The following is a 21,020-nucleotide window of genomic DNA, read 5'->3' as shown; positions in this document are numbered from 1 at the left end:
GAGCCCCACGCCGTTCTGGTGGGGCTCTTGTTGCCTGTCGGCTCTGGAAGGGAAGATTGATATGAAGATCCGTTCGAACGACACGTTGATGCGGCAGTGGGAGATGCTGCGCATGATCCCGCGCGCTCCGCGCAGGATATCCGTCAGGCAGATACTGGAGAATCTGGAGCCGCTGGGCTTCAGGACCAGCAGTCGCACCATTGAACGGGACCTCCAGAACCTGTCCACGCGGTTCCAGCTCATTGCCGACGACAGTGAAAAGCCCTTTGGCTGGAGTTGGTCCAGGGAAGCGAACTTCGCCTTCACGCCCAGGCTGTCGATTTCGCAGAGCGTTGCACTGCTGCTTTCGCATGCACATCTGCGTCAGCTGCTCCCGGCAACGGCCATGAATGAGCTGATGCCCGTGTTCGACATGGCGCGGGCGGAAGTCTCGACGTCGGGCTGGGGGGAGTGGGCCAGCAGGACCGCGATCCTGCCCATGGGCCCGAACCTGCTCGCCCCCGAGGTGGAAACGGCCGTACAGGTGGATGTCCACAGGGCATTGGCATCCCGACGCTGCCTGTCAGGCTGGTACCGCAGCAAAGGCAAGGACGAGCCGAAGGAGATGATCATGCATCCTCTGGGGCTGCTGATGCGCGGTTCTGCGCAGTACCTTGTCTGCATGCTGCGGGACTATACGGACATCCGCCACCTGGCGTTGCATCGCCTGAGTGGAACCCGGGTGCTGGAGATGGAGGCAAGGAGCCTGCCGGACTTCGACTTCCAGCGCTATGCGACGACCACCGCCACCGCGTTCCAGGGGCAAGGACGCATCGTGCTGGAGGCGCGCTTCCGGGCGCAGGCTGCGGAGCATCTCAGGGAGACGCCCCTGTCCGAAGATCAGACGATCAGTGATCTGGGTGATGGATGGATCCGGCTGCGCGCTACGGTGGAGGACGACCAGACCTTGCGTTGGTGGCTGATGGGCTTCGGGAGCAACGTACGGGTCGATTCCCCAACGCACCTGTGCGACGCCATCGGCGCGGGGTTGGCTCAGGCAGCAAGCTACTACGCCCGCGATCTGGAGGAGACCGTGGGCTGAATGGTCTTGGTCAGGGCGAGTGAACAGTCGCCGACGGGTTCATTTCGTTGCCGGCCGATGGTCATAGCTGATCACCCGTTCGGCCATCCAGCGCCCGTCCACGCGACGCCAGACCTGGATGAAGCGGGCCTGGCCCACCCAGCGCTCCACGCCGTCCTTGCCGCGTTCATGGAAGCGGTGGTCGCCGATCTCCAGCGCCCGCTCGTCGTGTAGCGGGAACACCTGCAACGAAGGCTCCACCCGTTCGCGGCGCAGGCTCCAGCCGCCCTTGCGCGCATTGCTGCACATGTGGGCCACGCTGCGGCGGAAGTCTTCGCGGCTGCTGGCCGACTTGCCGTCCTTGTCATGGAAGAACTCCATGTCCTCGGTGGTCATCGCGGCGGCCTTGTCGGCATCGCAGGCCTCGAAGGCGACGGCGAACAGCTGGGTGTCGGCCTGGCGGATCTGCTCGCGCAGGTCATCGGAGGGCGCGGGTGCGGCGGCAAGGCCGGCGGCCAGCAGGGGCAGGGTGAGCAGCAGCATGGCGAGTCTCCAGGGAGGGTTCACGCAGGCTCGCATGGCGTTTGGGGCGCTGCAGCCGGCGTCCGACGAAACGGCCCTTCCACGGAGTGAATGCCCGCATTGACGGCCCGGCTCCAGCGGCGTCGCCTGTGCAGGGGATGTCATGGCGGCCGGCAATTCCATCACGGTCGCGATAGGGGCCGGCCCATAGCCTGAAAGCCTCCCCTTCCACAGGAGCTCCCATGCCTGCTTCCCGCGTCCGCCTGCACGTTGAAGACACCGGTGGCGACGGCCGCCCGGTCATTCTGATTCACGGTTGGCCGCTGTCCGCCGATGCCTGGAAGACGCAGGTGTCGATCCTGCGCGACGCGCAGCACCGGGTGATCAGCTACGACCGCCGTGGCTTCGGGCGTTCTGACAAGCCGGCCGAGGGCTATGACTACGACACGCTGGCAGCGGACCTGGCCAGGTTGATCGAGGAGCGTGACCTGCGCGACGTCACCCTGGTCGGCTTCTCGATGGGCGGCGGTGAGGTGGCGCGCTATGTGGCCAATCACGGGCAGGAGCGCCTGCACAGCGTGGTGTTTGCAGCCGCCGTGCCGCCGTATCTGCTGCGCGGCGAGGACAATCCGGAAGGTCCGCTCACCCAGGAGAAGGCCGATGAAATGCGCAGCGGTCTGGATAAGGACCGCGAAGCCTTCTTCGATGGCTTCACCCGCGATTTCTTCAGTGCCAACGGCCAGCTGATGGTGACTGAAGAGACGCGTCAGGCGGCCATCGCGCTGTGCCACCAATCCGACCAGAACGCAGCGCTGGGGTGCATGAAGGCGTTCGCCACCACCGACTTCCGCGAAGACCTTAAGAAGATCACGGTACCAACCTTGATCCTGCACGGTGACAGCGATGCCATCGTGCCGTTTGAAGGCTCGGGCCAGCGCACGCACCAGGCCATTCCGGGCAGCGAAGTGGTGATCCTTGAAGGCGCGCCGCACGGCTGCAACACCAGCCATGCGGACCACTTCAATCTGGCGCTGCTGAACTTCCTGAAGCGGTAAGCTGCGGCCATGCGCCAGACCAAGACACCCCCGTGGAAGAAGCCCAACCCCAAGGGCCAGACCTCGCAGCCGTTGTCGCCTGCGCAGAAAGAGGCGGCGCGGCAGCGTGCGGAAGAGAACGGACGGCGTTATCCGAATCTGGTGGACAACATGTGGGCGGCGAAGCTGCCGCGCGGATCGTGATCTGTAGAGTTGAGCCATGCTCGACTCCGCTCTGCATCCATCCACGCATGGCGTGGATCTACTGCAAAAGCAGCCGAGCGTGGGCTCGGCTCTACAGGTTGGCCAGCGGCTTCCAGCCGGGTTCCAGCCAGGGCGCGATCTTGTTCTGGCGGACGGTGATGGCCTCAACCGGCAGCCCCGCCAAGCGCGCAAGCTCTGCACGCAACACATTGGTATCCACCGGCAAGGCCGCAGCCACCTGCAGCCGATCACCCTGATGCCTCACCTGTACCGGTAGCGTGGCGCGTGCCTCATGCTCGCCGCCGGTGCGCCCGATCGGGTAGCGCATCGCTACCGGCCGCGACAGCTGCGCCAGTGAGGGCTGCCACGCCTGCAGCACGAGAGGCTGCCCGGCAGCGGGAACATGTACTTCTGCAATCGTGGCCGGGTAGCCAGTGAGGCTCTCGACCATCACCTGGAAGCGCGCGCCATCCGGCATGACCAGCACGGTGGCGATCAACGCAGAGAACGAAACGAACACCGCCGCGAGGCTCCAGCTGCGCGGCGCGGTGGCCGGGCGCGTTGCGGTGCGCAGGCCCGGTCTGCGCCGCAGCTTGCGCGCGTAGATCCGCCGGTCCTTCCGGCGCGGGCTGCTGCTGTGCTCGGGCAGGTTCAAGGGAACCCGTGGAAGGCGCGCCACGCGGGCCTTGATCAGGCGTGACAGCAGCACCCACGCGATCACGAACGCCAGCAGCGGGAGCAGCGTTCGCACCCACAGATACAGCGTGACCATCCACAACACCTCTACATACGCCCATCCATGCTCATCCACATCCTACCGGGACCACGCGACGGTTGTCGTATCCGACAGCCGACAAGCACAGGGTGCTTGGTTAGGATGGTCCTTTGTTGTCATGGATGAACCGATGGCCTCTGCTGCTACCCGCTTCTGCCGTATCTGTGGCCCGGGCCCGATCCTGCTGGTTCTGCAGGTGGTGGCATTGCTGGCGGTAGCGCTTGCAGCCGGCTTCTTCCACTACCGCGTGGGACTGCTGCTGGAGCCGGTGGATGATGCATGCGGCGGGCCCGACCCGGTCGCGCGCATGCAGGTGGCCGAACAGCTGCTGGCGCGGTCCACTGCGCTTGCACCATGGCAACCGTTGCAGTGGATTCCGATGGCAGGCGTGGCACTGGCGCTGCTGGGCGCGATGTCGATCAGCGTCTACCGCCTGGGCCGCGTGTCGGAACGCCTGCGACGCGCCAACTGGGGATTGATGGCGCTGCACGCAGCGATCCTGGCACTGGCCGCCAGGGTATTGCACCTGTACGACATGGCATGGATCAGCGTGGCCAAACTGTCCCCAGCGGCGTGCCTGGTGGAACTGGGCGAGCAGGGCCGGCTGCCGCTGGCACAGGCGCAACAGGTGGTGTTTGGCATCCTCACCCGCGAGCACGCGCCGCTGCTGCGTAATCCCGATGACCTTGCCTTCGTGCTGGTCGCGTTGTTGCTGATGGCCATGGCCGCAGGATTCATGCTGTGGCGGGCGATCGTGCGCGAGCGTCAGGTGCAGTCGCGCAGCCCATAGCGGGTGCGTGGCCGACCATGCATCCACAATCGCGCTAAAGTCAGCACTTCGCTCCTGCAAGGATGTGCTGATGCGTTGGTTGCTGCGTGCTGTGCCATTGCTGCTGTGTTCGTTGGCGGTGCACGCCGCCGAAGTGGATCGCCGGATTGCGGTGACCATCGACGACCTGCCCTGGGCGCGGGTGGACCAGATCGTTCCGCCGGACCTGCAGTCGCGGCATGAAGCGCTGATGGCGCAGCTGCATCAGGCGGGTGTGCCGGTAGTCGGCTTCGTCAACGGGAACAAGCTTGAGATCGACGGGCAGGTGCAGCCGGCGCGGGCGCAGATGCTGCGCGACTGGCTGGACGCCGGTTATGTGCTCGGCAACCACACCTACTCGCACATGGACCTGAATGCCAAGGGCGTGCCTGCGTTCCAGCAGGATTTCCTGCGTGGCGAGACGGTGCTGCGGCCGCTGCTGGCCGAGCGTGGGCTGAAGCCGCAGTGGATGCGACACCCCTATCTGCGTGCAGGGCGCACGCCGGAAGAACGCGCGCAGATGGACGCGTTCTTCAGGCAGCATGGCTACCGCGTGGCACCGGTGACGGTCGACAACGGCGAGTGGGTGTGGGCGTTCGCCTATGCCAACGTGATGAACGAGCAGCCCGATTCCCCGGCGCGTGAGGCCACGCTCGCGCAGCTGCGCAAGGGCTACGTGCCGTACATGCTGAACAAGCTGGACTACTACGAGAAGCAGTCGCAGGCACTGCTGGGCTACGCGCTGCCACAGGTCTGGCTGATGCACGCCAACGAACTCAATGCGGCCACGTTCGCCGAACTGGTGGCGGCGACGAAGCGCCGCGGCTATCGCTTCATCTCACTGGATGAGGCGATGCGTGACCCGGCCTATGCACGCGGTGCCGAAGGCTACAGTGGCCGTTACGGCCCGAGCTGGCTGCACCGCTGGGCGATGGCGGAGAAGAAACCGAAGGACTTCTACGCCGGAGAACCGGAAGTGCCGACGTGGGTGATGAAGCTGGCCAAGGTGGATTCGGAGTGAGGCTCAGCGCTTGACGGCCAGCACACCGTCAAGCGCCAGCTCGGCCTTGAAGCCGGCCTTTTCCAGACGTTTGGCCACTTCACGTGGCACGTCGCGGCCGCTGGTCAGCTTGTTCGGCGCGCCGGTGTAATGGAACAGCCGGCCGCCCTTGCGGATGACGCGGGCGAGGTGGTCGTAGAACACCTGTGAATACAGTTCGCCGGCGATGCCAAAGCGCGGCGGGTCGTGCAGGATCGCGTCGACGCTGTTGCTGGCCACCTGTTCGATCTGCTGCGAGACATCGCCGTGGCTGAACTGCAGGCGGCCACCGGCCGCAGCCGAGTCCGGATCCGGCGACCACGGGTTGAGCGTGCGCAGCCACATCACGTCGGCATTCTTCTCGAATGAGCGGATCTGGCCGACGCCGGCCTCCAGCGCGCAGGCGGCGAAGTAGCCCAGGCCACCACAGGTATCGAGGATCACCTTGCCGGCCGGGGCGACCAGCTCGACCTTGCGGCGCGCATCCTCGAAGGGTGACAGCTTGGAGGTCGGCAGCATCTTGATGCCGTCGATCTCGAAGGTCGGTGCGCCCCATTCGGTCGGCACCAGCTTGATCAGCGAACCGCTGTAACGCGAGATCGGCGCGAATTCCTCGCCGTCCCAGTAGTACAGCGTGCGGCCCTTCAGCTTGCCCGACCACGGGTAGGGCTGGCCACGGAAGCGGAAGCCGTCGGCATCCAGCGCCACGCTGTCCTCGCTGCGGCCGAGGTCGAGCGAACCCTGCCAGTCGGCAGCGCCCTTGTCATGGGCACGGCGCAGGGTGTCAGCGCTGTCGCGGGTCAGCAGGGGGCCGGTGTAATGGGGCACGGCGGGTACCGGGGCGGTTCGGGGGAGGGCATGGTACCGCAGCTGTTGTAGAGCCAAGCCGATGTCAAAGTAGGTCCACGCCATGCGTGGATGCAGGCAGGGAGAAGTCGGGCGTGGGCCCGACGCTAGCGCTGGTGCAGCTGTAACCGTGTGTGGTCCCTTCCCCCGCGATCATGCCGACGCCACGCGACGGCTGCATGCCCTGCCGCGCGCACGATCGACGATGGGCCTCCTGGGTTTGCGGTGGCTGCCGATCGAAGTCGTAGCGCATGCGGCCGTCCTCCTGCAGCAGCCAGTGCACGATGACGCGCTCCTTCGTGCCATCGCCGAGGTCCCAATCCAGAGTGCGCATTATCAGGATCTGGCCATCGGGCAGCTGCCGGACTTCGTCATAGGCACCCTGGGTCTTCGGCGCGCTTACCGCAAGCAGCAGAAACAGCAGCATTGGCATCGCTCCTCAAAGAAGACAGGATGCGCCCATAGTGCCCTGAGCCGCCATCAGAATCATTGCGTCTTACGGGCACTTCACCGCATACACCGGCCCAGCACCGATCAGCATCAGCGCCATGTAGTCACTATCACTGGCCTTGCCCTTCAGCGTCGCGCCCTTGTTGAGGTGGAAGATGCCGAAGCCACCGGCCATGCGGATCAATGCGCTGTCGATCTGTTCGGCGTCATCGCGGAAGTAGCGGCTGATCTCGCTGCGGGTGGCCTTGTGCAGGGCATTCGGCTCGCGCTGCCACTGGTCGCCGCGGCTGAAGGAGACGAAGTACTGGCCGCCTTCCTTGTCGACGCGGAAGTCGGCCGGTTTGCGCGCGCCGGTGGCGAAGCAGCCCTGCAACGGGTCGGCGCTGAAAGGAAGCCCGGCATCACCACCGCAGGCGGTGAGCAGCAGGAGGGCACCGGGCAGCAGCAGGCGGAGCGTGCGCATGGGATGTCCCTACGGGGCAGGTGCGGCTAGTGTAGGCAGCATGCGGGCACGGCCCGTACAGAAATTCGGCAAGAACAAAGGGGTTTTCGGATGGCGCAGGGCAAGGCACCGTGGTGCGGCATGGCCAGTTGGCTGGGGATCGCTGTGGGTTGGGGCGCGGGCACGTTGGCTGCGCAGGCGGCGGTGGCCGCAGGCGGCAATGGCATAGCCGCCGGACTGGGCGTGGGCGTGCTGGGTGCGGCACTGGTGGGCGGCGGTCTGGCGGTGGCTTCGCGCGTGCGCGGTGAGCGTTGGCCGTGGATCGGCATCGGTGGTGCGGTGCTGAGTGCGCTGCCGCTGCTGATGTACCTGCTGCGGATGATGCTGAAGTTCTGACTGTAGAGCCGAGCCCGTGCTCGGCTGATGGCCTGCGACAGCCGAGCATGGCTCGGCGCTGCAAAGGCAACGGCAAGCCGAGCATGGGTTCGGCTCTACAGATTCGACCGCAGTCGCGCAGGATCAGCTGCGGTGGATCTCCACCGTTACATGCACCAGCTCCTCATGGATCGCCAGCGCGTTGCGCACGGTATCGGCATCCAGACCTGCGTCGCTGGTAACCACGCTGGCGCTGACCGCGTACTTGCCGCGACCGACCTGCCAGACGTGCAGGTCGGCCAGGCGCGCCGGCCAGGGACCCTGTTCGATCACTTCGCGAACTTCGGCCACCACCGGTGCGTCCATCTGCGCGTCGAGCAGGATGCGGCCGCTGTCGCGTAGCAGGCCTACAGCCCACACCGTGACCAGCGCGGCGCCGACCAGCCCCATCACCGGGTCCAGCCAGGTCAGGCCCAGCAGTTTGCCGCCGAGCAGGGCGACGATGGCCAGCACCGAGGTGGCGGCGTCGGCCAGCACGTGCACGTAGGCCGAGCGCAGATTGAGGTCGTGACCGTGCGCATGGCCGTGATCGTGGTGTTCGTGGTCATGCCCGTGATGATGGCCATGGTCATGCCCGTGGTGGTGATGCGCGTGGCCCGGGCTGTCGTGCAGCCACCATGCGCAGAGCAGGTTCACGCCCAGGCCTACCGCAGCGATGGCGATGGCTTCGTTGTAGTGGATCGGCGCCGGTACCCACAGCCGCTGCAGTGACTGCACGGCCATCAGCGCGGCGACGCCGAGCAGGGCGATGGCGCTGGTGTAGCCGGCCAGGATCTCGATCTTCCAGGTGCCGAAGGCGAAGCGCGGGTCGTGCGCGTAGCGGCGCGCGCAGCGGTAGGCGAACACCGAGAGGCCCAGCGCCAGCGCGTGCGAACTCATGTGCCAGCCATCGGCGAGCACGGCCATGGAGTTGAACCACCAGCCTCCTACGATCTCCACCAGCATCATGCCGACGGTGAGCCACAGGGCGCGGCGGGTATTGCGTTCGGCCAGCGGGTTGCCGTCGTCGAAGCGGTGTTCGTGGCGGCGGGCGGCGGCGAGGGCGTCCAGGTGCATGGGGGGACCAAGGGGGTGGAGTGGATACCCCCATAGGGTATATGATCCAGTCATGGCCCATGTACACAAGAATCGAAAGCAGCTGCTGACCCGGGTGCGCCGTATCGCGGGTCAGGTGGCGGCGTTGGAGCAGGCGCTGGACAAGCCCGAGGGCGAGGCGGGCGACTGCGCGGACGTGCTGGTGCAGGTCGCCGCCGTGCGCGGTGCAGCCCACAGCCTGTTGATGGAGCTGCTGCACGAGCACCTGCAGGAACATGTGGTGGCTGCCGACGACCCGCAGCAGCGGGCGGACGAGGCCGCGGTGCTGGTCGAGCTGCTGCGCCGCTACGGCAAATAGGCCGAGGGGCGGTAGAGTCGACTGTTAGTCGACTGCTCTTCGCCCAGGCGGCATGAGATCCCGCGCTTCGCGCGAGAGTCGACTAACAGTCGACTCTACCCCGCGTGCCGGTGCCGTGCGTTCCAGATGTGCGTGGCGGCCAGCAGCAGGCTGCCGGTGACGGTCATCGGCGTTTCCCAGTCATGCGAGGGCAGCGCCAGCGCGCCGGCCAGCAACAGGCCCAGACCGGCGCCGGCGGTGGCCCAGGCCAGCACCGGCAGCGGGTGACGGCGCTCGGCCCGCCACAGCGCGTAGCCGGTCAGCGGCAGGGCGATGGCCACGAACAGCAGATGCACCCATTCCGCTTCGGCCCAGGTGCCGAACAGGGGGAGCGCGGCGGCCAGCAGGGGCAGCGCCAGGCAGTGCAGCAGGCACAGGCTGGACAGGGCGACCGCGCCGGCATCGAGCAGGGCGGCAGAAGGCGACTTCATCGGGGGAGGCTCCTTGCGCAACAATTGTTATACAGTAACATTTCCGTTCCGCAGCCAACCCGCTCCGACATGAACACTGTTTCCCGCGCCGACCGTCGCCTTCCGGTCACCGTGCTGTCCGGCTTCCTGGGGGCCGGCAAGACCACCCTGCTCAACCAGATCCTGCGCAACCGCGAGGGTCTGCGCGTGGCGGTCATCGTCAACGACATGAGCGAGGTCAACATCGATGCGCAGCTGGTGCGCGAAGGTGGGGCCGAACTGCGCCGCACCGAAGAGACGCTGGTGGAGTTCAGCAACGGCTGCATCTGCTGCACGCTGCGCGATGACCTGCTGCAGGAAGTGCGGCGCCTGGCCGATGCGGGCCGCTATGACTATCTGCTGATCGAATCGACGGGCATCGGCGAACCGATGCCGGTGGCGGCCACCTTCGCGGTGCGCGACGAGCACGGCTTCAGCCTGAGTGACATCGCGCGGCTGGACACGATGGTGACGGTGGTCGACGGCAGCGCGTTCCTTGCCGACTTCGGCTCGACGTCGCGACTGGCCGAGCGCGGCCAGCAGGCCGGCCCGGAGGACGATCGCGGCGTGGTTGACCTGCTGTGCGAGCAGGTGGAGTTTGCCGACGTGATCGTGGTCAGCAAGGTGGACCAGGTGGATGACGAAGTGCTGCAGGACACGCTGGCCGTGCTGCGTGGCCTGAACCGCGACGCGAAGCTGCTGCTGTCCAGCTTCGGCAATGTGCCGCTGGCCGAGCTGCTGGATACCGGGCGCTTCGACATGGAGCGTGCGCAACGTGCGCCGGGCTGGGTGAAGGAACTGCGGGGCGAGCACACACCGGAAACCGAGGAGTACGGCATCGGCAGCTTCGTCTACCGCTCGCGACGTCCGTTCCATCCCGCGCGATTCGCACGCGCGCTGCAGTCGGGGATGCCTGGTGTGATCCGCAGCAAGGGCTGGTTCTGGCTGGCCAACCGCATGGACTGGGTGGGCGAGCTGAACACCGTGGGTGCCGCGACGCGGACGCAGGCGGCGGGCTTCTGGTACGCCGCGCGCGATCGCGTGCGTGCGGGCATCGAGGACACCACACCGCTGTTGCCGCCGACACCGCTGCCGTACAGCGACCTAGGATGGGCGCGCCAGCAGGCCGACTGCTGGAGCGCACCGTTGCCGGGACCGGAGGAGTTTCCGGACGCGGCCGCGCATTCGGCAATGCAGCGCCTGTGGCACCCGTTGTGGGGCGATCGGCGCCAGGAACTGGTGGTGATTGGCGTGCACATGGACGAGCGCGCCGTGCGCGCAGAGCTGGATGCCTGCCTGCTCAACGAACAGGAGCTGCGTGCGGGACCGCTGCTGTGGCAGCAGATGCCGCAGGCATTCCCGGTGTGGAAGCGCTGAGCTAACGGCTCCTGTAGATCCACGCCATGCGTGGATGGCGGTTCAACCGGTCTTTGCCCGCCTTGTAGAGCCGAGCCCACGCTCGGCTGGCGGATCATTCCATCCGCGCAGGGCGTGGATCTACAAGGCATCTCGCCACTGCCAACCCTCGGGGTTCACCTGCAGCACGTGGGTCGGTCGCAATGCCTGCAGCAGGTGCCGGTCGTGGCTGACCATCACCAGCGCGCCCGGCCACGCCGCAAGCAGTTCCTCCAGCGCCTGCAATGCGCTCAGATCCAGCGCATTACCGGGTTCGTCCAGCAGCAACAGTTGGGGCGCGGGATCGGCATACAGCACGCTGGCCAGCGCACCCTTCACCCGCTCGCCATCACTGAGGCTGTGGGCCGCCCGCTGGATGCGCTGTGCATCCAGCCCGAGCAGGGCCAGCCGCGTGCGCAGCTCGCCTGGGTCCGCGCGCGGGTTGGCGGCCTGCACGGTGTCAAGGATGCTGCGCGCGCCGGACAGCCCCAGCAACTGCTGGTCGAGCAGGGCCAGTGGTGCATGCCGTTGCACGGTGCCACTGCATGCAGGCAGCTGGCCGGCCAACACACGCAGCAGGGTCGATTTGCCGCTGCCGTTGTCACCGACCACGGCGATGCGCTGCCCCCGGCGGATCTCCAGCTGCAGCGGGGCGCTGCAGCCATGTGGCAGCACCAGCGCCTCGGCCTCCAGCAGACGCGCGCTGCCACGCTCGCCCGCACCGGCAAACAGCGCCAGTTCCGGCGCCGCATGCACCGCGGATGCCGCTGCGCGCAGCTGCTCTGCGCTGGCCTGCAGGCGCTCGGCCTGCACCTGCTGTGCGCGGCCGTGGCTGGCCTCGGCGCGCTGCTTCTGCCGGCCGAGCAGGATCGGGGCCTGGTTGGCCTGCTTCGCATCACGGTTGCCACGTGCCTGGCGCTGCTGCTGGCGTTCGTGTTGTTCGCGCGCGCTGCGTTGCTGCTGCCGGTGCTGTGCACGTGCATGGTCAAGCTGGGCGGCGGCGGCTTCACGTTCGGCGGCGCGCGCGTCGGCGTAGTGCTGCCACGGTCCGCCATAGCGATGCAGCCCGCGCGCGTCGAGCTCGACGATCTGCTGCATGTGCGCCAGCAGTTCGCGATCATGGCTGATCGCCAGCAGGCCGCCGCGCCACTGCTGCAACTGTTCATACAACTGTTGGCGATGGCGTGCGTCGAGGTGGTTGCTGGGTTCGTCCAGGATCAGCCAGTCGGCCCCGCTGGCCCAGGCACCGGACAGCGCCACCTGCATGGCCTGGCCACCACTGAGGCGCGCGGCCGGCTGGGCCGGATCGAGGTCGTCGGGTAGCTGCAGCGTACGCCATTGCTGCTGCAGGCGTTCGCGCAGATCCCAGCGGTCGCCGACGCGGGCGAAGTCGGCCTCGTCCACGCTGCCGGCTTCGATGCGTTGCAGTGCGGCCAGTTCCGCGCCGACACCGGCCAGTTCACCGACCGTGCCGGCGGGTGGATAGCCGGGCGTCGGCAACAGGAACACGCGGGCACTGCCGCGAACCTGGCCGTTGTCGGGCAGCAGCCGGCCGGCCAGCAGGCGTGCGAGCACGCTCTTGCCGGCGCCATTGGCACCGACGAGGCCGGTGGCGACCGGTTCGAAGGAAAACGTCAGATCGGAAAACAGCGGGCGGCCGTCGGCCAGCCGATACGACACGCGATCGAGCGTGAGGGAATGTGTGGTCATGCGACCTCCATGGATGCCGGGTTCTCCCCTGCGCGCAGGGGCGGGAAGAGTCAGGCCGTCTAGTGGGAAGACGGCGGCATCAATGGCGCATTGGTCGCGAGCCTCTGGGAGGAATGAGCGGCCAGTATAGCGGCAGTGGCTGAATGGTCAGGTGTGCGGCCGCCGGGCATGGCCCGGCGCTACCGATGGTCGGGCGGTTCTGTAGAGCCGAGCCGATGCTCGGCTTCCTTTCGCCGCGAGACGCATCCACGCATGACGTGGATCTACGGCACGGTACCCAGGCGGGCGCCGACGAAGTCGATGAACACCCGCAGCTTCGGCAGTACGTGTCGGCCCGACGGCCACAGCAGATGGAAGGTGCCGCAGGAATGCACGTGTTCGTCCAGCACCGTGACCAGGCGGCCGTCGGCCAGCGCATCGCGCACCGAGTGCACCGGCACGAAGGCCAGGCCGATATCGCGCAGTGCGAGCGCTACCCGCGCTTCGATGGTGTTGGCCACCATGTGCACCGGAAGCTCCTGCGGCGTTTCATCGTCGGGCCAGTGGATCGGCCACGGTTCCAGCTTGCCGGTGGTGGGGAAGCGATAGTGCAGCAGCGTGTGCTGCATCAAGCCTGCCGGCGTGCGCGGAACGCCGCAGCGCTGCAGGTAGCCCGGCGAGGCAACGACACGCCGCGGGAATACCCCCAGCCGGCGTGCGTTCATCCGCGAGTCGCTGGGTTCGCCGACGCGCAGCACCGCATCGAAGCCCTCCTCGATGACATCAACCAGGCGGTCACTGAAGTCCAGGTCCAGGCGGATATCCGGATACGCGGCCATGAACTCGGCCATCAACGGCAGGGTGAGGTCGCCCACCAGCGGCAGGCTGATGCGCAGCGTACCGCGGGGTGTGGCGTGCGGCTGTGCCAGCTCGGTGCGGGCGGCATCGCGCTCGTCGAGGATGCGCCGGCAACGCGCCAGGAACAGCTGACCCTCGGCGGTGAGCGTGATGCTGCGCGTGCTGCGGTGGAACAGGCGCACGCCCAGTGCGTGCTCCAGCCGCGCCACGCACTTGCCCGCTGCCGAGGCGGATATGCCCTGCAGGCGCCCGGTCTCGACGAAGCTGCGGGTATCGGCGGCATGCACGAAGGTCTGCAGGTTGGCGAGGTTGTCCAGGACTGACATGGGCGTGCGGGCAATGAAAGCGGCAGGGTAGGCCGGCGCGGCTGTAGCGGGCGGCTCCGCCATCGCAACACTGTGGTGCGGGGTGACGTGGGGACCGTTGCGGCCTTGCAGTTCCGGCCATCATGCCGATTGCGGACTGCACGGTCCATGATGCCCGGAGCGGCAACCGGCTTTTTGCGCTGCGCCGTGCTGCCTAACGTGGCGGGCCTCTCCCCACGGATTCCCGCGATGAATGCCGCTCCTTCCCTTGAACCCGCGCCGACGCTGCCTTCGGTGCAGCGGCTGCTGCAGCAGGTGCACCCGCAGCGCCTGGTCGGTGCGGTGGTGCTGGTGCGCGAGCACGGTGTGCTGCGCCACGCCAGCGCGACCGGGCTGGCCGATCGCGAGTCGGCCATGCCGATGCAACGCGATCAGCTGTTCCGGCTGGCCTCGGTGAGCAAGCCGCTGTTGACCACGGTGATCCTGCGCCTGGTGGCCGAGGGCGTGCTCGACCTGGATGCACCGGTGCAGCGCTGGCTGCCGGACTTCCGCCCGGCGCTGGCCGATGGCAGCACGCCGCCCATCAGCCTGCGCCAGCTGCTCAGCCACAGCAGTGGGCTGGGCTACCGCTTCCTCGAAGCCGATGCGAAGGGTCCCTACGCACGCGCTGGCGTCAGCGATGGCATGGACGCGAACCCGCTGACGCTGACCGAGAACGTGCGCCGCATCGGGCAAGCGCCACTGCTGTTCGCGCCGGGCAGCCAGTGGCTGTACTCGCTGGGCGTGGACGTTGCCGGTGCCGTGGCTGAAAAAGCGACCGGTGAATCCCTGCAGGCACTGTTCGAGCGCTTGCTGGCCGCACCCCTGGGCCTGCGGGACACCGCCTTCGCTGCGCGCAACGCGGCACGGCTGGCCACGCCCTATGTGAGCGACACACCGCAGCCGCACCGCCTGCGCGAAGGCGAGGTGGTCGCTCCGTTCGAGGGTACCGTCGGTATCGAGTACAGCCTCGCGCGTGCCACCGATGCCAGCCGTTTCCCCTCGGCCGGGGCAGGCCTGGTCGGTAGCGCCGATGAAGTGATGGCGGTGCTGGAAGCCTTGCGTGATGTGCAGCGTTCAGGCCTGTTGCCGCCCGCACTGGCAGCGGAGATGGCCAGCCCGCAGATGGGCGAACAGGGGCCGCCGGAACCGGCCGGCTGGGGCTTTGGCCTTGGCTTTGCGGTGCTGCGCGATGCGGCCGCCAGCGGTACGCCGCAGAGCGCAGGTACATGGCGTTGGGGCGGTGCCTACGGGCACAGCTGGTTTGTCGATCCTGCGCGCGGGCTGAGCGTGGTGGCGCTGACCAACACCCTGTACGAAGGCATGGACGGTGCCTTCGTCAATGAGCTGCGCGATGCGGTCTATGCCGATCTGGAGACCGCGCGATGAGCGGCCATGCCATCGATGCGGCTGGCCCGGCCGGTGAAGCCACGCGCCTGCCGTGGGCGGGACTGCTGGCGCTGGCCGGTGGCGGCTTCATCACTCTGCTGACCGAGACCCTGCCGGCCGGCGTCCTGCGGCCGATGGGCGAAAGCCTCGGTGTGAGCGACGCGGCGGTTGGCCAGCTGGTCAGCGTGTACGCGCTCGGCTCGGTGATGGCCGCACTGCCGATGACCGCACTGACCCAGCGCCTGCCGCGACGTCCCTTGCTGCTCGCCGCGATTGCCGGCTTCGTGGTGGTCAATACGCTGACCGCATTGAGCAGCAGCTACCCGCTGATCCTGGCCGCGCGCTTCCTGGCCGGCGTGTGTGGTGGCCTGCTGTGGTCGCTGGTGGCCGGCTACGCCGCGCGCATGGTGGTGCCCTCGCTGCAGGGCCGGGCAATCGCGGTGGCGATGGTCGGATCGCCGCTGGCACTGTCGCTGGGCGTACCGGCCGGCACGTTGCTGGGCCAGCAGATCGGCTGGCGCTGGGCATTCGCGCTGATGAGCGTGCTGGCAGTCGTGCTGCTGGCCTACGCGCGCTGGGCATTGCCCGCGTTGCCGGCGGCGGCGGCCGGTCAGCGTACGTCGTTGGCTACGGTGTGGCGCATGCCGGGCGTGCGCAGTGCGTTGGCGGTGATGGTGCTGTACGTGCTGGCGCACAACGTGCTCTACACCTACATCGAACCGCTGGCGGTGGAGGCCGGTGCCGGCCCGTGGCTGGACCGCCTGCTGCTGGCCTTCGGCCTGGCCGCCATCGCCGGCATCGTCATTGCCGGCTGGGGTGTGGACCGTCATCTGCGCACGCTGGTGTGGGCCGCGGTGATCGGCTTCATCGTGCCGGTGCTGACCCTGCTGTTGTGGCCGGGCGACGCGATCGCGCTGCTGCTGGCGACGATCCTGTGGGGCGTTGCCTTTGGCGCGGTACCTACGTTGTTCCAGACCGCATTGGCGCGGCGTGCCGGTGCCGCCGCGGATCTGGCGCAGTCGATGCTGGTGACCGGCTGGAACCTGGCCATTGCTGCCGGTGGCGTAGCAGGGGGTGTGCTGCTGCAGGCGGGCGGCCCGAACCAGTTGGGATGGCTGCCGTTGCTGCTGCTGTCGGTGAGCGTGGCGTGGTTGCTGGCACGGCCGAAGGCCTGGGCGTAGGCGGCGATCAGTGATGGCGCGGTGCCGGCCAGCGGCCGGCACTACCGTGGTCCACGCCATCCACGCATGGCGTGGATCCACCGAGCACAGCGACCCGCGTTTGCCTTTGCTTTTGCTTTCTTCTGTTGATTCCGTGGTGGGACGCCGCCGGAACCTGTCAGAGGCCGGGGCGGTCGGGTTCGCGGGGGTGTCCGCGGCATGGATGCCGCGGCCAAGCCCCCATGGACGGCTTTACGGCGTCCCCCGCGAACCCGACCGTCCCGGCCACCCCGGGGATAGCAGTACGCGACCCACCACGAGGGGCTCCGCCGTTCGCCGTCCTACTCCACTCCCTCACGCTCGATCGGCACGCTGCGCGGATTCTGCATGTGCTCCCGCGCCGCGCCATAGCGCTGCTGCCGCTTGTGATGGAACACCACGAACTCATCCCGTGGCAGCGGCCGCGAGAACAGCCAGCCCTGCGCGAACTCGACCTTGCGGGTATGCAGATACGCCAGCTGTGCCTCGGTTTCAACGCCCTCGGCCACCACCCACAGGCCCAGCTCCTTGGCCATGTCGATGATGTGCGGCGTCACCGGGCTGGTCGCACTCTCGGTGCCGATCGCATCGATGAACGACTTGTCGATCTTCAGCGCGTCCAGCGGCAGCTGTTCCAGGTACTGCAGGCTGGAGAAGCCGACGCCGAAATCGTCAATGGCCACGCTGTGCCCGGCCCGACGTGCCTGTGCCAGCATCGTGCGGGCGCGGTCCAGGTCGAGGAAGCCGCGCTCGGTGGCCTCCATCCAGATCTGCTGCGGCAGGATGCCGCTGCCGGCCATGTGCTTGGAGATCATCTTCAGCGCACGGCCGCTGCTGATGTCTTCGGCGGCCAGGTTGATCGCAATGTGCGCGCTGCGGTCGGCCACCAGCAGTTCGCGCATGTCGCGCACCACGTTCTCGATCACCAGATCGGTGACCGCGCCGATCATGCCGGCCTCTTCGGCCAGCGGAATGAACAGGTCCGGCCGCACCTGGGTGCCATCCGGGCGCTGCCAGCGCACCAGCGCTTCGGCGCCGACGCAGATGCCGGTATCCAGTTCGATGATGGGCTGGTAGTGCAGGTACAGCTCGCGGCGGCGGATCGCCGTGGCCAGCTCGCCGCGCAGCGACAGGCGGCGACGCGACAGCCAGATCACCAGGCCGGCACCGACAGCGGCCAGCAGAACGCCGATCGGCACGAACAGCCACGCCTGCTGGCGGAAGGTCGCGGCGAGCGCGGTACGCGGCGTGGTCGCGATCGCCAGCCACTCTTCGTTGCGGGCGGTGGCGTACAGGGTGTTGTGGTCCAGGCCTTCACCAGGCGCGCGCAGCAGGGTCTCCAGCAATGCCGGATCCATGCCGTCCTGCCTGGCCAGGAGGCGGCCGTCCGGGCTGGCCAGGGCAAGGCGCACGTTCGGGTCGGCGATGACATCGACGAAGCGGCGCGGATCGACCAGCACGTCGTAGTTGCCATACAGGATCGACAGGACCTGGCGCCGTCCGCTTGCCTCGGGGCGCACATCCACGGCGATGCCGGCACCATCACTGGTGACGTGGTCGGACTTGGGCTGGTTGACGTCGGACAGGAACGGCCCCCACGACGTACAGCGTAGCTTGCCACCCTCGAAGTAGCCCATCTGGTCGACCGACGGCGAGGTCATCACCAGCGTCTGCATGCGCCGGATATGGTCGGGCCCGCAGGCGTTGTGGGCGCCGACCTCGGCCGACTGCAGTGCCGCCAGTGCTTCCTGGTAGGACTGGTCGGCGCGGCGCAGGGCACGGCCGGCAATGTCGCGCAGGCGTTGCTGCTCGACGCTGACCGCACGGTCCCAGGTGGCATAGGCCATCACCGCGATCGGCACGGCCGCGGCCAGCAGCGCCAGTGCGGTGCCACCAATGATGACGCGCAGCCGGCTCATGGCCGGGGCTCCAGCGGGGCGGGCAGGGCAGGGCGCATGGTCGGGCCGATCCTTGGGCAGGTGCGGCTATCTGAGCATGGCGCCGGGCCGGGCGGAATGGGATGAATCCGGTATTTGGTCACATTGTGATGAAAGCGGCCAAGTTTGACGGGATTGGCTCATCCGGCGCTGGCGCTCCTGCCTGAGGAGGACTACCGTCGAACGCTTCGCCCGCCCTTTTGCCCGCGCCCATGACCGAGCCCGCAACGCCCCCCGAGCACCTGCGCCGCAGCCTGTCCAACCGCCACCTGCAGTTGATCGCCATTGGCGGTGCCATCGGCACCGGCCTGTTCATGGGGTCGGGCAAGACCATCAGCCTGGCCGGCCCGTCCATCGTCTTCGTCTACCTGATCATCGGCGCGATGCTGTTCTTCGTGATGCGCGCGATGGGCGAACTGTTGCTGTCCAACCTGCAGTACAAATCCTTCATCGATTTTTCCACCGATCTGCTCGGCCCCTGGGCCGGCTTCTTCTGTGGATGGACGTACTGGTTCTGCTGGATCGTCACCGCCATCGCCGATGTGATCGCGATCGCTGCCTACGCAAAATTCTGGTTCCCCGGGCTTGAAGCCTGGAAGCCGGCGCTGGCCTGCGTGATGCTGCTGCTGTCGTTGAACCTGGTGACGGTGAAGCTGTTTGGCGAGATGGAATTCTGGTTCGCGCTGATCAAGATCGTGGCGATCTGCGCGCTGATCATCACCGGTGCCGGATTGGTGGCGTGGGGCTTCACCTCGCCCAGTGGCCACACCGCCTCGCTGTCGAACCTGTGGAATGACGGCGGCATGTTCCCTATGGGCCTGGTCGGCTTCTTCGCCGGTTTCCAGATTGCGGTGTTCGCCTTCGTCGGCATCGAGCTGGTCGGCACCACGGCCGCCGAAACCGCCGACCCCGAGCGCAACCTGCCCAAGGCGATCAATTCGATTCCGGTGCGCATCATCATCTTCTACGTACTGGCGCTGATCGCGATCATGGCCGTCACCCCGTGGCGCCAGGTGGTCCCGGACAAGAGCCCGTTCGTGCAGCTGTTCGTGCTGGCCGGTATTCCGGCCGCGGCCAGCCTGATCAACTTCGTGGTGCTGACCTCTGCCACGTCCTCGGCCAACAGCGGCATCTTCTCCACCAGCCGCATGCTGTACGGCCTGGCTGAGGAAGGCCACGCACCGCGCGGGCTGTCGAAGTTGTCGCGCGCTGCAGTGCCGGCCCGCGGCCTGCTGTTCTCGTGCCTGTGCCTGCTCGGCGGCACGCTGCTGATCTACCTGATTCCGAACTTGGTGACCGCCTTCACCCTGGTAACGACGCTGGCCACGGTGCTGTTCATCTTCGTCTGGTCGCTGATCCTGGTGGCCTACATGGCCTATCGCCGTCGCTACCCGGAACGCCATGCTGCCTCGATCTTCAAGATGCCCGGCGGCGTCGCCATGTGCTGGGCCTGCCTTGTGTTCTTCGCCGCCGTGCTGGTGCTGCTGAGCCTGCAGGGCGACACCCGCCAGGCGCTGATCGCCAGCCCGGTGTGGTTCGTGCTGCTGGGCGTGGGGTATTGGGTGCGCCGCAGGACCGCGAAGTGATCCAGGTGTTCCGTCACATCGATTGATCCATCGTCTCCAGGCAGCTTCATCCACGCATGGCGTGGATCTACTGTCAGCCGCAGGAAACTGTCGAGGGCGGGTGGGTGTGGCCCGGCAGGACCGTTGGCGCCATGGATGGCGCCATCGAGCCCCCATGGATGGGTTTACGGCGTGTCCTGCCGGGCCACACCTATCCGACCAGCCCTCAACAGCCCAGCGCTGGCTGTTGACGTTGCCTCTGCAGGTGCAGGCCGCAGCCCTGCCGGCCCCCATTCACCCAACATTAGCGGGCGCGGCCGGATGATCCGGCCGCCATGTCCCGTCGCCCTCTCCTGCTCGCGCTGTTGCTGCTGCCCAGCCTGTGGCCCGGGCTGGCTGCCGCGCGCACCGTCTACCGCTGCGTGCAGGGCAACACCGTCAGCCTGGCCACCGCGCCGGAACCTGGTTCACGCTGCACCCCGAAGGAAATCGACGACAACGCCATCCAGACCCCGAACCTGTGGGGCAACATGGGCGTGTTCAGTGGCGTGCTGTACGAGCGCGAGCAGGATGGCGCGCTGGTCTACTCCACCCGCAACCTGCCCGGCTCGCGGGTGTTCCTGAAGTTCACAGTGGCCACGCCGCCAGGTGAACCTGCCCACGAAGGCCTGGGCAAGGTCGGCAAGCCGCAGTTGGCGCAGCACGCCAAGCAGTTCAAGGCTGCGGCCAAGGCTACGGGCGTCGATGACGCGTGGCTGCGCGCGATTGCCCATGCTGAAAGCAACTTCGATGCGCTGGCGGTGTCCAGCAAGGGCGCACAGGGCGTGATGCAGCTGATGCCGGACACCGCGCAGGAGTACGGCGTGAATGATCCGTTCTCGCCCCAGCAGTCGATCGATGGCGGCGCCCGCTACATGCGCGCGCTGCTGCGTCGCTACAACGGTGATCGGCCGCTGGCGGCGGCTGCGTACAACGCCGGCATCGGCGCGGTCACCCGCTACAAGGGCGTGCCGCCCTATGCCGAAACCCTGGCCTATGTGGACAAGGTGATGGCGCTGTACGCGCGCTATCGCGAGGCGATGGGCATCCGTACCGAGGTGCCGGCGCGCTAGGCCAGTGGCGCTGTACGCGCGGTGTAGAGCCGAGCC

At 67.4% G+C, this 21,020-nt stretch carries 22 protein-coding genes; 12 read left to right on the top strand and 10 right to left on the bottom strand.

What is annotated here, in order from left to right; genetic code table 11:
• Positions 1-61: 61 nt before the first annotated feature.
• Complete coding sequence (locus AC5P6E_RS11595) at positions 62-1,081, top strand: helix-turn-helix transcriptional regulator (RefSeq protein WP_495230968.1); 1,020 nt, start codon at positions 62-64, stop codon at positions 1,079-1,081.
• A gap of 39 nt (positions 1,082-1,120) precedes the next feature.
• Here the strand turns inward: AC5P6E_RS11595 and AC5P6E_RS11590 are convergent, their stop codons facing one another.
• Positions 1,121-1,603 (bottom strand): nuclear transport factor 2 family protein, encoded by a 483-nt coding sequence (locus tag AC5P6E_RS11590; RefSeq protein WP_191850557.1) that lies wholly within the window; start codon positions 1,601-1,603, stop codon positions 1,121-1,123.
• Positions 1,604-1,824: 221 nt separating this feature from the next.
• On the opposite strand from AC5P6E_RS11590, the gene AC5P6E_RS11585 reads away from it, so the two are divergent.
• Positions 1,825-2,637, top strand: a complete 813-nt coding sequence (locus tag AC5P6E_RS11585; RefSeq protein WP_495230967.1) for an alpha/beta fold hydrolase — start codon at positions 1,825-1,827, stop codon at positions 2,635-2,637.
• Between the two features lie 9 nt (positions 2,638-2,646).
• On the top strand, positions 2,647-2,820 hold the full coding sequence (locus AC5P6E_RS11580; protein ID WP_005412082.1) for a hypothetical protein: 174 nt from the start codon (positions 2,647-2,649) through the stop codon (positions 2,818-2,820).
• Positions 2,821-2,911: 91 nt separating this feature from the next.
• Here AC5P6E_RS11580 and AC5P6E_RS11575 read toward each other — a convergent pair whose 3' ends face one another.
• The gene (locus tag AC5P6E_RS11575; protein ID WP_495230966.1) at positions 2,912-3,592 is read right to left on the bottom strand and encodes a hypothetical protein; all 681 of its coding nucleotides are present in this window, start codon (positions 3,590-3,592) and stop codon (positions 2,912-2,914) included.
• A gap of 133 nt (positions 3,593-3,725) precedes the next feature.
• Between AC5P6E_RS11575 and AC5P6E_RS11570 the strand changes: the two genes are divergently transcribed.
• Together AC5P6E_RS11570 and AC5P6E_RS11565 are read left to right on the top strand one after the other, a co-directional pair.
• Positions 3,726-4,385, top strand: a complete 660-nt coding sequence (locus tag AC5P6E_RS11570) for a hypothetical protein (protein WP_495230965.1) — start codon at positions 3,726-3,728, stop codon at positions 4,383-4,385.
• Positions 4,386-4,455: 70 nt separating this feature from the next.
• Positions 4,456-5,424 (top strand): polysaccharide deacetylase family protein, encoded by a 969-nt coding sequence (locus AC5P6E_RS11565; RefSeq protein ID WP_043399891.1) that lies wholly within the window; start codon positions 4,456-4,458, stop codon positions 5,422-5,424.
• A 3-nt stretch (positions 5,425-5,427) separates the two neighbouring features.
• Here AC5P6E_RS11565 and AC5P6E_RS11560 read toward each other — a convergent pair whose 3' ends face one another.
• The 3 genes from AC5P6E_RS11560 to AC5P6E_RS11550 all read right to left on the bottom strand — a co-directional run bounded on the left by AC5P6E_RS11560 (position 5,428) and on the right by AC5P6E_RS11550 (position 7,201).
• Positions 5,428-6,354, bottom strand: a complete 927-nt coding sequence (locus AC5P6E_RS11560) for a class I SAM-dependent methyltransferase (RefSeq protein WP_425518237.1) — start codon at positions 6,352-6,354, stop codon at positions 5,428-5,430.
• A complete protein-coding gene (locus tag AC5P6E_RS11555) occupies positions 6,335-6,715 on the bottom strand; it encodes a hypothetical protein (RefSeq protein ID WP_171953766.1) in 381 nt (126 codons plus the stop codon). The genes AC5P6E_RS11560 and AC5P6E_RS11555 overlap by 20 nt, the downstream gene beginning before the upstream one ends.
• 69 nt (positions 6,716-6,784) lie before the next feature.
• Positions 6,785-7,201 carry a hypothetical protein gene (locus tag AC5P6E_RS11550; RefSeq protein ID WP_197654798.1) on the bottom strand — a complete coding sequence of 139 codons (417 nt, stop codon included), beginning with the start codon at positions 7,199-7,201 and terminating at the stop codon, positions 6,785-6,787.
• Between the two features lie 90 nt (positions 7,202-7,291).
• Here AC5P6E_RS11550 and AC5P6E_RS11545 point away from each other — a divergent pair, with 90 nt between their 5' ends.
• On the top strand, positions 7,292-7,576 hold the full coding sequence (locus AC5P6E_RS11545) for a hypothetical protein (protein WP_329835793.1): 285 nt from the start codon (positions 7,292-7,294) through the stop codon (positions 7,574-7,576).
• Between the two features lie 123 nt (positions 7,577-7,699).
• Here AC5P6E_RS11545 and dmeF read toward each other — a convergent pair whose 3' ends face one another.
• On the bottom strand, positions 7,700-8,671 hold the full coding sequence (gene dmeF, locus AC5P6E_RS11540) for a CDF family Co(II)/Ni(II) efflux transporter DmeF (RefSeq protein WP_329766219.1): 972 nt from the start codon (positions 8,669-8,671) through the stop codon (positions 7,700-7,702).
• Positions 8,672-8,723: 52 nt separating this feature from the next.
• Here dmeF and AC5P6E_RS11535 point away from each other — a divergent pair, with 52 nt between their 5' ends.
• Positions 8,724-9,008 (top strand): metal-sensing transcriptional repressor, encoded by a 285-nt coding sequence (locus tag AC5P6E_RS11535; protein ID WP_010484160.1) that lies wholly within the window; start codon positions 8,724-8,726, stop codon positions 9,006-9,008.
• 95 nt (positions 9,009-9,103) lie between these two features.
• On the opposite strand, the gene AC5P6E_RS11530 is transcribed toward AC5P6E_RS11535, so the two are convergent.
• Entirely contained in the window at positions 9,104-9,478 is a 375-nt protein-coding gene (locus AC5P6E_RS11530) for a MerC domain-containing protein (protein ID WP_010484159.1), read from the bottom strand.
• A 69-nt stretch (positions 9,479-9,547) separates the two neighbouring features.
• Here AC5P6E_RS11530 and AC5P6E_RS11525 point away from each other — a divergent pair, with 69 nt between their 5' ends.
• Positions 9,548-10,873 carry a GTP-binding protein gene (locus AC5P6E_RS11525; RefSeq protein ID WP_019337975.1) on the top strand — a complete coding sequence of 442 codons (1,326 nt, stop codon included), beginning with the start codon at positions 9,548-9,550 and terminating at the stop codon, positions 10,871-10,873.
• Between the two features lie 120 nt (positions 10,874-10,993).
• On the opposite strand, the gene AC5P6E_RS11520 is transcribed toward AC5P6E_RS11525, so the two are convergent.
• Together AC5P6E_RS11520 and AC5P6E_RS11515 are read right to left on the bottom strand one after the other, a co-directional pair.
• Entirely contained in the window at positions 10,994-12,601 is a 1,608-nt protein-coding gene (locus tag AC5P6E_RS11520) for an ATP-binding cassette domain-containing protein (protein ID WP_329835795.1), read from the bottom strand.
• Between the two features lie 263 nt (positions 12,602-12,864).
• Positions 12,865-13,764: a LysR family transcriptional regulator gene (locus AC5P6E_RS11515; RefSeq protein WP_019337977.1), complete on the bottom strand. Its 900-nt coding sequence runs from the start codon at positions 13,762-13,764 to the stop codon at positions 12,865-12,867.
• A 228-nt stretch (positions 13,765-13,992) separates the two neighbouring features.
• On the opposite strand from AC5P6E_RS11515, the gene AC5P6E_RS11510 reads away from it, so the two are divergent.
• Both AC5P6E_RS11510 and AC5P6E_RS11505 read left to right on the top strand, forming a co-directional pair.
• Entirely contained in the window at positions 13,993-15,171 is a 1,179-nt protein-coding gene (locus AC5P6E_RS11510) for a serine hydrolase domain-containing protein (RefSeq protein ID WP_329835797.1), read from the top strand.
• A complete protein-coding gene (locus AC5P6E_RS11505) occupies positions 15,168-16,352 on the top strand; it encodes an MFS transporter (protein WP_010484154.1) in 1,185 nt (394 codons plus the stop codon). The genes AC5P6E_RS11510 and AC5P6E_RS11505 overlap by 4 nt, the downstream gene beginning before the upstream one ends.
• A 320-nt stretch (positions 16,353-16,672) precedes the next feature.
• On the opposite strand, the gene AC5P6E_RS11500 is transcribed toward AC5P6E_RS11505, so the two are convergent.
• A complete protein-coding gene (locus AC5P6E_RS11500; protein WP_010484153.1) occupies positions 16,673-18,289 on the bottom strand; it encodes an EAL domain-containing protein in 1,617 nt (538 codons plus the stop codon).
• Between the two features lie 230 nt (positions 18,290-18,519).
• Here AC5P6E_RS11500 and cycA point away from each other — a divergent pair, with 230 nt between their 5' ends.
• Together cycA and AC5P6E_RS11490 are read left to right on the top strand one after the other, a co-directional pair.
• Positions 18,520-19,893 carry a D-serine/D-alanine/glycine transporter gene (gene cycA / locus AC5P6E_RS11495; RefSeq protein ID WP_495230964.1) on the top strand — a complete coding sequence of 458 codons (1,374 nt, stop codon included), beginning with the start codon at positions 18,520-18,522 and terminating at the stop codon, positions 19,891-19,893.
• Positions 19,894-20,207: 314 nt separating this feature from the next.
• The gene (locus AC5P6E_RS11490) at positions 20,208-20,984 is read left to right on the top strand and encodes a lytic transglycosylase domain-containing protein (RefSeq protein WP_201118046.1); all 777 of its coding nucleotides are present in this window, start codon (positions 20,208-20,210) and stop codon (positions 20,982-20,984) included.
• The last annotated feature ends 36 nt before the right edge of the window (positions 20,985-21,020 follow it).

It is taken from the genome of Stenotrophomonas sp. YJH_SMC_16, from assembly GCF_059367875.1.
This window is presented reverse-complemented; position numbering and strand designations above follow the sequence as displayed.

Coding starts and splice junctions, on each gene's coding strand:
- AC5P6E_RS11595 (WP_495230968.1), top strand. CDS start 62: ATGAAGATCCGTTCGAACGACACGTTGATGCGGCAGTGGGAGATGCTG.
- AC5P6E_RS11590 (WP_191850557.1), bottom strand. CDS start 1,603: ATGCTGCTGCTCACCCTGCCCCTGCTGGCCGCCGGCCTTGCCGCCGCA.
- AC5P6E_RS11585 (WP_495230967.1), top strand. CDS start 1,825: ATGCCTGCTTCCCGCGTCCGCCTGCACGTTGAAGACACCGGTGGCGAC.
- AC5P6E_RS11580 (WP_005412082.1), top strand. CDS start 2,647: ATGCGCCAGACCAAGACACCCCCGTGGAAGAAGCCCAACCCCAAGGGC.
- AC5P6E_RS11575 (WP_495230966.1), bottom strand. CDS start 3,592: ATGGTCACGCTGTATCTGTGGGTGCGAACGCTGCTCCCGCTGCTGGCG.
- AC5P6E_RS11570 (WP_495230965.1), top strand. CDS start 3,726: ATGGCCTCTGCTGCTACCCGCTTCTGCCGTATCTGTGGCCCGGGCCCG.
- AC5P6E_RS11565 (WP_043399891.1), top strand. CDS start 4,456: ATGCGTTGGTTGCTGCGTGCTGTGCCATTGCTGCTGTGTTCGTTGGCG.
- AC5P6E_RS11560 (WP_425518237.1), bottom strand. CDS start 6,354: ATGGCGTGGACCTACTTTGACATCGGCTTGGCTCTACAACAGCTGCGG.
- AC5P6E_RS11555 (WP_171953766.1), bottom strand. CDS start 6,715: ATGCTGCTGTTTCTGCTGCTTGCGGTAAGCGCGCCGAAGACCCAGGGT.
- AC5P6E_RS11550 (WP_197654798.1), bottom strand. CDS start 7,201: ATGCGCACGCTCCGCCTGCTGCTGCCCGGTGCCCTCCTGCTGCTCACC.
- AC5P6E_RS11545 (WP_329835793.1), top strand. CDS start 7,292: ATGGCGCAGGGCAAGGCACCGTGGTGCGGCATGGCCAGTTGGCTGGGG.
- dmeF (WP_329766219.1), bottom strand. CDS start 8,671: ATGCACCTGGACGCCCTCGCCGCCGCCCGCCGCCACGAACACCGCTTC.
- AC5P6E_RS11535 (WP_010484160.1), top strand. CDS start 8,724: ATGGCCCATGTACACAAGAATCGAAAGCAGCTGCTGACCCGGGTGCGC.
- AC5P6E_RS11530 (WP_010484159.1), bottom strand. CDS start 9,478: ATGAAGTCGCCTTCTGCCGCCCTGCTCGATGCCGGCGCGGTCGCCCTG.
- AC5P6E_RS11525 (WP_019337975.1), top strand. CDS start 9,548: ATGAACACTGTTTCCCGCGCCGACCGTCGCCTTCCGGTCACCGTGCTG.
- AC5P6E_RS11520 (WP_329835795.1), bottom strand. CDS start 12,601: ATGACCACACATTCCCTCACGCTCGATCGCGTGTCGTATCGGCTGGCC.
- AC5P6E_RS11515 (WP_019337977.1), bottom strand. CDS start 13,764: ATGTCAGTCCTGGACAACCTCGCCAACCTGCAGACCTTCGTGCATGCC.
- AC5P6E_RS11510 (WP_329835797.1), top strand. CDS start 13,993: ATGAATGCCGCTCCTTCCCTTGAACCCGCGCCGACGCTGCCTTCGGTG.
- AC5P6E_RS11505 (WP_010484154.1), top strand. CDS start 15,168: ATGAGCGGCCATGCCATCGATGCGGCTGGCCCGGCCGGTGAAGCCACG.
- AC5P6E_RS11500 (WP_010484153.1), bottom strand. CDS start 18,289: ATGAGCCGGCTGCGCGTCATCATTGGTGGCACCGCACTGGCGCTGCTG.
- cycA (WP_495230964.1), top strand. CDS start 18,520: ATGACCGAGCCCGCAACGCCCCCCGAGCACCTGCGCCGCAGCCTGTCC.
- AC5P6E_RS11490 (WP_201118046.1), top strand. CDS start 20,208: ATGTCCCGTCGCCCTCTCCTGCTCGCGCTGTTGCTGCTGCCCAGCCTG.